Raw genomic sequence first — 10,678 nt, forward strand, 5'->3', positions numbered from 1 at the left:
GTTATTTAAAAAGAGTGCTGTTAGTTGGTTGGTTGTTACAAGGTGTAAGTTTGTAAGGTATTTAACATCAACCCCGGTACTGCCCCGGTGTCGCTGCCAGGTGCTGTTTAAATGCCCGTTGAAAATGCGCCTGATCAGCAAACCCCGCTTCCAGCGCAACATCAGCAATCAACTTGCCGTTGCGCAATTGATCACGGGCGAACTGGATACGCCGGTTGACCAGAAACGCGTGGGGCGTCATGCCGTAATGCTGCTTGAAGGCGCGGATCAGGTACGACGGGGACAACTGAGCCGCTTCGCAAATGTCCTCAAGCTTGAGCACCTGCGTGCAGTTGTCACGGATGTAGTCGGCGGCCCGTTCCAGCTTGAAATTGGGCTCGCGAAGCGGCTGATCGGCCGGATTGAGTCGCTGCTGTACATCGGTAAAAAACTCCACGGCCGCGCTGTGTTTTTGCAGCACGTCGTGCAGGGGATCAATCAGTGTTTTGTACAGATTTTGCAGGCCGACAAACAGCTGGGTATCGCGGGTATGCGTGGTGGAAAAACGCCGAAACATCGCGTCCTGGCTGAAGCCAAGTTGATGCTGCAAATCGGTGAGCCAGGGCGTCTCGACATACAGCATCAGGTACGACCACGGCTGGTCGTCGATCGGGTTGCAAGCGTGAACATCATCAGGGTTCATCAGGACCACGGTGCCGGCGCTGACCTCAAAGGCCGATTGTTCGTGCAGGTAAGTGCTGCACCCGGCGGTGATCGCACCGATGGAAAAGTGCTCGTGGGCATGCCGGGTGTAGCAGACTTCGCGACCGTCGGCGATAGAGCGGGCCTCGATGAAAGGCAGGGCGTCATCACGCCAGAAGCGCGGGGCTTTGTCGGCGTTTTTGGCAGCGGCGTGCTTCATCTTCGGCGTCCTCGGCAGGTCAGTCCGGGAGTGTATTAGCTCTCGCCGTCAAAGGCTCGCTGCAAGGCGGCGATGTCGAGCTTTTTCATCTGCATCATGGCCTGCATGGCGCGCTGGGACTTGGTGGTGTCCGGGCTTTTGAGCATGTCCATGAGCAGGATCGGTACGATTTGCCAGGACAGGCCGAATTTGTCCTTGAGCCAGCCACACTGCTGGGCCTGCGGTTCGCCACCGGCAGACAACGTGCCCCAGTAGTGGTCGATTTCTTCCTGGGTCTGGCAGTTGACCTGAAAGGAAACCGCTTCATTGAACTTGAAATGCGGCCCGCCGTTGAGGCCGGTGAAACTCTGCCCGTCCAGTTCGAAGCTGACCGTCAGCACCAGGCCTTCAGGCATGCCGTGGACCTCCTGGCCGGCCTTGCCGTAATGGGTGGTGCCGGTGATTTTTGAATGATCGAAGATCGAACAGTAAAACTTCGCCGCCTCTTCGGCCTGAGTGTCGAACCAAAGGCAGGGAGTCAGTTTTTGCACGCGTTGCATGGTGGCGCTCCTCTACGGGTTACTCATGCTGGACTATCAGCGTAGACAGCCTGGCGCTGATCGGTGGGACTGTAGATCGCCAATCTTGTCGAAGAGTCGAGTCAATATGACTTGACGTTGGGTCATAACGACTATTTGTGCTGTGGTCGATATGACTCTTATGCGCTCAACACGTTGATTTTAAAGGGGCTAACATCTGGCACGGCACTTGATACTCCTAACGTACAACTGACCCGATTCAGGAGTACGCCAAAATGTTCGATTTTCTCAATAACCCTCTGCGCGTTCTGCACCTGTCGAGCAAAGTGCTCGGCGCTGGCCTGGTCATGCTGTTTGCCGGGATCTATGGCGCCTACTTGTACGGCGGTCATATGCCCATCGCGTTGTTGGTGGGGATGCATGCCATGACCATCATCGGTCCTACATTGCTCAAGATCGGCTACGTCATGCGCCTGCTGGCCCAATACCGGTTGACCAAAGGCCTGACCCCAGCGGTGGTTTGATATGAAAAAACTTGCCGCCGCACCGGTGTTCAGCCTCGGGTTTCGCCCGTTCTTTTTTGCCGGTGCGGTGTTTGCGTTGGTGGCGATCGCGATCTGGGCGCTGTGGTTGTACGGCCGATTGCCCGGTGCGCAACCCGTTGGCGGGATGTTGAGCTGGCATCGGCATGAAATGCCGTTCGGGTTTGCCACGGCGATCATTGCCGGGTTCCTGTTGACGGCGGTGCCGAACTGGACCGGGCGTCCCGGCTTGAGCGGCTGGCCGTTGATCGGGCTGTTGCTGGTATGGCTGCTGGCGCGATTGGCGTGGTTGCTGCCGATCCCTGCGCCCATTCTGATTGCCGTGCAGACACCTTTTCTGCCGTTGCTGGCCTGGATGCTGGGGCGTGACCTGATCGCGGCCGGCAAGCGAGAGAACTATCCGATTTTGCTGGTGGTCGCCTTTATGGCGGGCTGCCAGGCCTTGACGCTGTGGGGCATCGCCACCGATGACGCCGGATTGCAGCGACACGGCGTGCTCGCGGCCTTGTGGCTGGTGGCGGCGCTGATGACGGTCATTGGCGGGCGGGTCATTCCGTTTTTCATCCAGCGCGGCTTGAACCGTCCTGCCACACCGGTGGCTCATCCATTGCCCACTAAAATCCTGCTGGTGAGTTCGTTGCTGGCGGCGGTGTCGTTCGCCATCGGGTTGAATGACAGCCCGAGGCCGTGGTTGTCCGCGTTGTTTCTGCTGATAGGCACTTTGCAGCTGCTGCGCTTGTGGCGCTGGCACGATCGAGGGATCTGGCGGGCGCCGCTGCTGTGGTCGCTGTACCTGGCGTATGCCTGGATGCTGATGGCCACGCTGGCGATGGCGCTGTGGCACGCGGGCCTGATGCCACAACAGAGTCTGGCCACGCATGCACTGGCCGTGGGCGGCATTGGTGGGTTGATCCTGGCGATGATCGCGCGCGTCAGCCTTGGCCATACCGGGCGATTGTTACAGCCATCGAAAACCGTGGTGCTGGGATTTGCCTTGCTGGTCGTCGCGGGCGTGTGCCGGGTGCTGCTCGTTCCATTTTCCGGGGTAGGGCTGGCGCTCTCTGCGTTGCTGTGGTGCGCGGCGTTCGGCCTGTTCCTGACGCGCTACACCACGATCCTGTTCAAGCCACGGGTCTAGCGGCCCAAGCCTCCCTGATCGGCGATCCAGCGGGTGGCCAAATCGATAAAGGCGCGCAGTTTCGGCTGTGTCTGGGTGCGGCTGGGGAAGTACAGGTACAGCGCCGTACTGAGCGGTACAAAGGGTTGCAGCACTCGCTCCAGCCGGCCGCTCGCCAAGTCGTCGATGATTTCCAGATCACAGGCGTACGCCAATCCCTGGCCGTTTCGCGCAGCCGAGACCAGCAGCCGACGATCGTTGACGGTCAGGCCACCCTCGACGCCTACCGTGAAGTCCCGTCCGTCACGGCGAAATTCCCAGCGGTGCGCGCTGCCCGAGGTGGAGAAGCGGAAGCCGATGCAGTCGTGCCGGGTGAGTTCTTCCGGGTTGAGCGGCCTGCCAGCCTTGGCGAAGTACTCCGGCGAGCCCACCACCGACCATTGCAGGTCCGGAGTCAGGCGCACCGCCACCATGTCTTTCTCGATGGATTCCCCAAGCCGGATCCCGGCGTCGAAACCGCCTGTCATCAGGTCGACGGTGGCATCGTCCAGGGAAATATCGAGGCTGACTTGCGGGTAGGCCTGACGGAACAGCGGAATCAGCGGCTCGATCAACAGTGCGCCGGACAACCTTGGCGCGGTGATGCGCAACGTGCCCATCGGTTGATCGCGAAAACCGCTGAGCACCGCCAGCGCTTCGTCAATTTCACTGGCCGCCGTGCGCAAGCGCGCGAACAGGCTGGCGCCGGCCTCGGTCAGCGCGACCCGTCGCGTGGTGCGCTGAAACAACAGCACACCCGTGCGGCGCTCCAGCAGCTTGATTGCGTGGCTGACGGCGGTGGGCGTCACGGCCAGGCGAGTCGCGGCGAGGGTGAAGCTTTTGTGCTCGGCGACCGCGAGGAATTCGGTCAAACCGTCAAACGGATCGTGATTCATCGGGTCGCCATTATGAAAGACAGTTTCATAGTGCTTGTAGCACGAGGCGATTTTTCCGATCAATCTTCCTGCGTACCTTGTGCTCATCCCAACCGCAAACAAGGAACACGCTCATGACCACTTCCCACTCCTTCAAACATGTCTGGCTCATCACCGGCGCTTCCCGTGGCATCGGCGCCAAAATCGCCGCCGCCGCTCTGGCAAACGGTGACGCCGTCGTCGCCACCGCCCGTGACGCCGGCACGATCACCCAACGTTTCGGCACCCAACCGGGGTTGCTCGCCGTTGCGCTGGACGTTACCAACGAGGCGCAGGGCATTGCAGTCGCCAACGCGGCCATCGAGCACTTCGGGCGTATTGACGTGCTGGTCAACAACGCCGGGTACGGTGTGCTGGGCGCGGTAGAAGAGGCGAGCGCGGATGAAGTGCGGCGCGTGTACGAAACCAATGTTTTCGGCCTGCTGAACGTCACCCGTGCGGTCCTGCCACATATGCGTGCCGCTCGCAGCGGGCATGTGATCAACCTGTCTTCGGTGGGCGGCTACCGGTCGGGGCCGGGCTTTGGCGTGTACTGCTCGACCAAGTTTGCCGTCGAAGGCTTGAGCGAGGCGCTGCATGCCGAGTTGGCGCCGCTGGGGATCAAGGTGACGGTGGTCGAGCCCGGTTACTTCCGTACGGAATTCCTCGAAGGCAATTCGCTGGTCGAATCTCCGGCTTCGATTGGCGACTACGACAGCACCGCGGGTGAGGTGCGCAAAATCGCCAAGGCCGTGACCCTCAATCAGCCTGGCGATCCGGACAAACTCGCGCAGGCCATGATCACCTTGGCAGAAGCTCCCAACGCACCGCTGCGCCTGCCGCTGGGCAGTGACTGTGTGGCGGCGATTGAAGCCAAAAACACCTTCGTTGCCGAAGAGTTGCAGGTGTGGCGCGAAGTGTCGGTGTCCACTGACTTCTAAACGGCTTTTTTGTCGCACCACAAAAGATCAATGCAAAGGCCACCCATTTGAGGTGGCCTTTGTGTGACCGGTGGTCGATGAACCGGTCTCGCCCGGCATTTTGCGCTTAGCTGAAGGGATAACCCAAGGCGCGCACAGGCAGTTGCTTGTCGTAGCGACGCCCTTCAGAACACCGTGAGTCTGAGGAAATTCGCAATGCTGACCCTCAACATCAATGGCAAGGATCAGGAGCTGGATGTCCCCGCGGACATGCCGCTGCTCTGGGTCCTGCGCGATGTCGCGCACCTCACTGGCACCAAATTCGGTTGCGGCATGGCCCAGTGCGGCGCCTGCACCGTGCACGTCGATGGCGCGCCATTACGCGCCTGCATCACGCCCGCGACCGCCGTGGCCAACGGGCAAAAAATCCTCACCATCGAAGGCCTGTCCACCGACGGTTCGCACCCGGTGCAGCAAGCCTGGGCCGAACTCGATGTGGTGCAGTGCGGTTACTGCCAATCCGGGCAAATCATGTCCGCCGCCGCGTTGCTGGCAAAAATTCCCAAACCCACCGACAGCGACATCGATCAGGCGCTCTCCGGCAACATCTGCCGTTGTGGCACTTACCCAAGGATCCGCGCGGCGGTCAAGCGCGCCGCCGAGATCGGTTGATGCCATGTCGAGGGAATCAGAATGATGAACAGCCTCCTGGATGTCTCGCGCCGCGGTTTTCTCAAGGGCAGCGCCGTATTGGGCGGAGGACTGGTGGTGGCTTTTGTCATCCCCGGTGCCCATCGTTTTGCCGTGGGCGCGGAGAATGAGGGCAACATTTTTGCGCCCAACGCTTTCCTGCGCATCGGCAACGACAACAGCGTCACTGTACTGCTCGGCCATTCGGAAATGGGCCAGGGCATCTGGACCGGCCTGACCATGTTGATCGCCGAGGAGCTGGACGCCGACTGGACGACCATTCGCGTCGAGCACTCACCGGCCTCGGCTGCCGATTACGGGTTGGCCGGGTTTGGTGGCATGCAGATCACCGGCGGCTCGACGTCGACCTGGATGGAGTTTGACCGCTACCGGCAGGCCGGAGCGGCGGCGCGTTTGATGCTGGTCGATGCGGCAGCCAAGCGTTTCGATGTGGCGCCTTCGCAGATCCGCACCGAATCAGGCGTGGTCATTGCCGGCGGCAAACGCGCCACCTATGGCGAACTGGCTGACGACGCCGGCAAGCTGCCGGTGCCGGATCCGGCTTCCATCAAGTTTAAGGAGGCCAAGGACTGGAAAGTCATCGGCAAACCCACCAAGCGCCTGGACACACCGGAGAAAATCACCGGCCGGGCCAAGTTCGGCATGGACGTGCAGTTCGACGGCTTGATGACCGCTATGGTCGCCCGGCCGCCGGTGTTCGGCGGCAGCGTCAAATCCTTCGAAGGCGCCGAGGCACTGGCAGTGCCGGGCGTGCATAAAGTGGTGCAAGTGCCTACGGGCGTGGCGGTGATCGCTGATCATTATTGGGCGGCGAAGCTGGGGCGCGATGCGCTGAAAGTCGATTGGGACCTGGGGCCGAACACCGGGCTCGACAGTCAGAAGCTGATGGAGAGCTTCCGCAAACTGGCCGCCACGCCTGGCATTTCGGCGAGCAAGGCGGGCGATGCAACGGCCGCGCTGGGCAAAGCAACGAAGAAGATCGACGTCGAATACAGCGTGCCGTACCTGGCCCACGCGCCGATGGAGCCACTCAATTGCACGGTGAAGATCAGCAAGGACAAGTGCGAAATCTGGACCGGCACTCAGTTCCAGACACTGGATCAAATGATCGCGGGCAAGATCACCGGGCTCAAACCCGAGCAAGTCGAAATCCACACCGAATTCCTCGGTGGCGGCTTCGGTCGCCGGGCCAATCCGACCTCGGATTTTGTCGCCGAAGCCGTGCAGGTTGCCAAAGCCGCCGGCACTGCGGTGAAAACCGTGTGGTCGCGTGAGGACGACATTCGCGGCGGTTACTACCGCTCGATGTTCCTGCATCAGGCCACTATCGGCCTGGATGCCGGCGGCATGCCGATCGCCTGGAAGCATGTAATGGTCGGGCAGTCGATCATGGACGGCACCGCGTTTGCGGCGACCATGGTCAAGGACGGCGTGGACAAGACTTCGGTGGAAGGCGTCGCCGACAGTCCTTATCTGGAAGACCTGGCCAATCACCAGGTGGAGTTGCACTCGCCGAAAACCGGCATCAGCGTGTTGTGGCTGCGTTCGGTGGGGCACAGCCACACGGCGTTCGTCATGGAATCGTTGATCGATGAACTGGCCGAGGCGGCCGGCAAGGATCCGGTGGAATACCGACGAACCTTGCTCAAGAACCATCCAAGGCATTTGGGCGTGCTCAATCTGGCGGTCGAAAAAGCCAACTGGACCGCACCGTTGCCGGACGGTCATGCGTTGGGCGTGGCGGTACACGAATCGTTCGGCAGCTACGTGGCGCACGTCGCCGAAGTGTCCCAGGACAACCTGAAAATCCGCGTGCATAGGGTGGTGTGTGCGGTGGATTGCGGGATTGCGGTCAACCCGATGAGCATCGCGGCGCAGATGGAATCGTGCATTACGTTTGGTCTCGGCTTCGCCTTGCACAGCAAACTGACCTTCAAGGACGGACAGGTGGTGCAATCCAACTATCACGACTATCAGGTGCTGCGGCTCAACGAAATGCCGGTGGTGGAAGTGCACATCGTGCCCAGCACCGAACGGTCCGGCGGCATCGGTGAGGCCGGCGTTCCACCCACCGCACCGGCCGTCGCCAACGCAGTGTTTGCCTTGACCGGGCAGCGCTTGCGCGAGCTGCCGCTGCAACTGTCGGGGGTGTGACATGAAACGACATCTGATGTTGGGCGCGGTGCTGTTGATTGGCTTGGCGGGCTACGCCGAGGACCTGTTCGCCGACGACAAGGAGGCGATCAAGGCATTCGATACGGTGCAGAAGGTCTTTCAAAGTCCGCGTTGCCAGAACTGCCATATTCCGGGGGATTCGCCGCTGCAGTTTGACGCCGGAACCCCACATGCCATGAACGTGGTGCGCGGAATGGACGGCAAGGGTGCGGCCGGTCTGCCCTGTGCGACCTGTCACGCCGAGGCCAATCCGCCGGCCAGTTACGGGCCGCACGCGCCACCGGGGGCGCCGCACTGGAGCCTGCCGCCGACGCCGCACAAGATGGCCTGGATCGGCCTGCCGGCGGACAAACTGTGCGCGATGATCAAGGACCGCGCGAGCAATGGCGACCGTGATTTCGTCGCACTGATCAAGCATGTCAGCGACGACAAACTGGTGCTGTGGGGTTGGAATCCCGGTGAGGGCAGGGCGCCGGTACCGGTGCCGCACGACATTTTCGTCACGCAATTCAAGCTGTGGGCCGAGGCGGGTGGGCCGTGTCCGGTGCTGGGTAGCTGACCGGCGGTCCGTTAACAGGGAGTCAATGCAGGTATGGCCGACTCTAAAGACCATACCCGCCAATGGAGTGAGTCATGTTGATCCCAGGCAAACCGGTGAAAAACGGCGTTCGCGCTGATCCATTGCGTTCGCCACAACAGGAACGGCAATTGCTGCGCGATCTGGCCCGCAAGGCCGAGCAAGAACTGATGGGCGTGCAGATGGCGAGCATGGACGAGTTGACACTGCTGCCCAACCGTCACGGTTTCACCGTATTGGCCCAACAGGGGCTGGACGCCTGCCAGCAACTCGACAAACCGACCACGCTGTTGCTTTTCAAGCTCGATGACCTCAAGCACATCAACTACCTGTATGGCCGTGCCGAGGGCAACCGCGCGCTGAAAACCTTTGCGGATGTGCTGCGAATCGCGTTTCGCGAAAGCGATGTAATCGGCCGGCTGTGCGGCGACACTTTCGTTGCCTTGCTGACGGGGTCAGCCACTGTCGAGCCGGGCGCGATCAAGGCCCGTCTCGACGAAATACTCGCCGAGCGCAATACCGCGGCCCATCGCGCCAACGACCTGCGCTTCAGCCTCGGCCAGATCGAATACGACCCTCTGCGTCACGACTCAATCGAAGGGCTGTTGGCCGAGGCGGACGCGTTCACTTGGCAAACAACTGACTGATGTCCTTGAACGCCTTGAACTCCAGCGCATTGCCGCACGGGTCGAAGAGGAACATCGTCGCTTGCTCGCCCACCAGCCCCTGAAAGCGAATGCCCGGTTCGATCACGAACGACGTGCCCAACGCGGTCAAACGCTGCGCCAGCGCTTCCCATTCATTCATGCCCAGCACCACACCAAAATGCGGCACCGGCACGTTATGGCCGTCCACGGCATTGGTGTGTGCGGCTTCCTGGGAAGCGTTTTTCGGCGCCAGGTGAATCACCAGTTGATGGCCGAAAAAGTTGAAATCAACCCAGTGATCGCTGGAACGACCTTCTTCGAGGCCGAACACCTCGCCGTAGAAGTTTCGTGCGGCACTCAGGTCATACACCGGGATCGCCAAGTGGAAAGGGGACAGTTGCATGGGTCAGGCCTCGGATGGTCGTTGTGTGTGGCTGAGTTTAGCGCTGTGCTTTTTGATTGAAAGACGATAGTTTTTGCGTCGAGCTCAAATTATTTCGATCAATCGGGGGCGGTCATGCTGCGCGAACTCAAAACGTTCATTGCCGTCACGCGGTACGGCACTTTCGCGGCCGCCGGGATGCACATTGGTCTTACGCAATCGGCGGTCAGCGCGCAGATGCGCAATCTGGAGCAGGCGCTGGGTATCCGCTTGTTCGACCGTACGGGGCGCCAGGCGATTCTCAACGCCGCAGGGCAACGGGCGTTGCCGATGGCCAGGGAGATGCTGGAAACGTTCAGCCGAATGGCGGTCAGTGATGATGTCAGCGAGTATCGCGGCGAGTTGAAAATTGGGGCTGTGGCTACGGCCCAGACCGGGTTGTTGCCTCAGGCGTTGTTGCGCTTGAGGCAGCAGGCGCCGTTGCTGGAGCCGAAACTGGTGCCCGGCGTGTCGCTGAATCTGTTGAGCCAGGTAGACACCGGTGAGGTGGACCTGGCCATTTTGATCAAGCCGCCGTTTGAGTTGCCCAAGGAATTGTCGGCACAGGTGATTCGCCGGGAACCGTTCGTTTTGATCGTTCCCATGGACCTTGAAGGCGATGACACATTACAGATCCTCGCCAGTCATCCCCATGTGCGCTATGACCGCAACTCGTTCGGCGGACGGCTGGTGACGCGGTTTTTGCGAGAACAGCAGATAGACGTGCACGTGGCGCTGGAACTGGATGAGCTGGAAGCCATTGTGAAAATGGTTGAGTGTGGGTTGGGTGTTTCGCTGCTGCCGGAAGCGGGGTTGTGGCTGGAGTATGGGGCGAAGGTCAGGATCATCCCGTTGGGTGAATTGACGTTTAATCGGGAGATCGTGCTGTTGCAGCGTTATAGCCAGCGTACACAGCCAATTCAGCAGCTATTCGCCAGTTGCCTAACCCAGCCCAATGGCTAAACAAATTCTCCCTGTGGGAGCGAGCCTGCTCGCGAATGCGGTGGGTCAGTCAATATCGATGTCGAAGGTCAGTCGGTCTTCGCGAGCAAGCCCGCTCCCACATTTGACCGTGTCGATCCTGACGATTGTTGCAGGCATAAAAAAACCCGCCAAATTCAGGCTGTGTGAAAACCTAGCAATCTGCGCAGCGCTCGAAGAAAATGCTCCGTATCGAAAGATACGGAGCATTTTTC

The 10,678-nt window shown here is 60.4% G+C and carries 13 protein-coding genes; 8 read left to right on the forward strand and 5 right to left on the reverse strand.

The window, feature by feature from the left end; translation table 11 throughout:
• Window positions 1–67 precede the first annotated feature (67 nt).
• On the reverse strand, window positions 68–901 hold the full coding sequence (locus AC07N8_RS28780) for an AraC family ligand binding domain-containing protein (protein ID WP_483844070.1): 834 nt from the start codon (window positions 899–901) through the stop codon (window positions 68–70).
• Between the two features lie 35 nt (window positions 902–936).
• Window positions 937–1,440, reverse strand: a complete 504-nt coding sequence (locus tag AC07N8_RS28785; RefSeq protein ID WP_483844071.1) for a VOC family protein — start codon at window positions 1,438–1,440, stop codon at window positions 937–939.
• A 254-nt stretch (window positions 1,441–1,694) separates the two neighbouring features.
• Here AC07N8_RS28785 and AC07N8_RS28790 point away from each other — a divergent pair, with 254 nt between their 5' ends.
• Window positions 1,695–1,943: a transmembrane sensor/regulator PpyR gene (locus AC07N8_RS28790; protein ID WP_493147098.1), complete on the forward strand. Its 249-nt coding sequence runs from the start codon at window positions 1,695–1,697 to the stop codon at window positions 1,941–1,943.
• A 1-nt stretch (window position 1,944) separates the two neighbouring features.
• Complete coding sequence (locus tag AC07N8_RS28795) at window positions 1,945–3,099, forward strand: NnrS family protein (RefSeq protein WP_493147100.1); 1,155 nt, start codon at window positions 1,945–1,947, stop codon at window positions 3,097–3,099.
• On the opposite strand, the gene AC07N8_RS28800 is transcribed toward AC07N8_RS28795, so the two are convergent.
• A complete protein-coding gene (locus AC07N8_RS28800) occupies window positions 3,096–4,013 on the reverse strand; it encodes a LysR family transcriptional regulator (RefSeq protein ID WP_493147102.1) in 918 nt (305 codons plus the stop codon). The genes AC07N8_RS28795 and AC07N8_RS28800 overlap by 4 nt on opposite strands.
• Before the next feature lie 113 nt (window positions 4,014–4,126).
• Here AC07N8_RS28800 and AC07N8_RS28805 point away from each other — a divergent pair, with 113 nt between their 5' ends.
• The 5 genes from AC07N8_RS28805 to AC07N8_RS28825 all read left to right on the forward strand — a co-directional run bounded on the left by AC07N8_RS28805 (window position 4,127) and on the right by AC07N8_RS28825 (window position 9,061).
• A complete protein-coding gene (locus AC07N8_RS28805) occupies window positions 4,127–4,972 on the forward strand; it encodes an oxidoreductase (RefSeq protein WP_493147103.1) in 846 nt (281 codons plus the stop codon).
• Window positions 4,973–5,167: 195 nt separating this feature from the next.
• Complete coding sequence (locus tag AC07N8_RS28810; RefSeq protein WP_025111491.1) at window positions 5,168–5,623, forward strand: (2Fe-2S)-binding protein; 456 nt, start codon at window positions 5,168–5,170, stop codon at window positions 5,621–5,623.
• Between the two features lie 24 nt (window positions 5,624–5,647).
• Window positions 5,648–7,816: a xanthine dehydrogenase family protein molybdopterin-binding subunit gene (locus AC07N8_RS28815; protein ID WP_493147114.1), complete on the forward strand. Its 2,169-nt coding sequence runs from the start codon at window positions 5,648–5,650 to the stop codon at window positions 7,814–7,816.
• A gap of 1 nt (window position 7,817) precedes the next feature.
• Window positions 7,818–8,396, forward strand: a complete 579-nt coding sequence (locus AC07N8_RS28820) for a hypothetical protein (RefSeq protein ID WP_493147106.1) — start codon at window positions 7,818–7,820, stop codon at window positions 8,394–8,396.
• A 74-nt stretch (window positions 8,397–8,470) separates the two neighbouring features.
• A complete protein-coding gene (locus AC07N8_RS28825) occupies window positions 8,471–9,061 on the forward strand; it encodes a GGDEF domain-containing protein (RefSeq protein WP_493147108.1) in 591 nt (196 codons plus the stop codon).
• Here AC07N8_RS28825 and AC07N8_RS28830 read toward each other — a convergent pair.
• Window positions 9,039–9,464: a VOC family protein gene (locus tag AC07N8_RS28830; RefSeq protein WP_483844078.1), complete on the reverse strand. Its 426-nt coding sequence runs from the start codon at window positions 9,462–9,464 to the stop codon at window positions 9,039–9,041. The genes AC07N8_RS28825 and AC07N8_RS28830 overlap by 23 nt on opposite strands.
• 114 nt (window positions 9,465–9,578) lie before the next feature.
• Between AC07N8_RS28830 and AC07N8_RS28835 the strand changes: the two genes are divergently transcribed.
• On the forward strand, window positions 9,579–10,445 hold the full coding sequence (locus tag AC07N8_RS28835; protein ID WP_493147110.1) for a LysR family transcriptional regulator: 867 nt from the start codon (window positions 9,579–9,581) through the stop codon (window positions 10,443–10,445).
• Between the two features lie 45 nt (window positions 10,446–10,490).
• On the opposite strand, the gene AC07N8_RS28840 is transcribed toward AC07N8_RS28835, so the two are convergent.
• A partial coding sequence (locus AC07N8_RS28840; RefSeq protein WP_493147112.1) for a hypothetical protein occupies window positions 10,491–10,678 on the reverse strand: 188 nt, incomplete at its 5' end.

Source organism: Pseudomonas sp. GW821-FHT10C09, assembly GCF_059415465.1.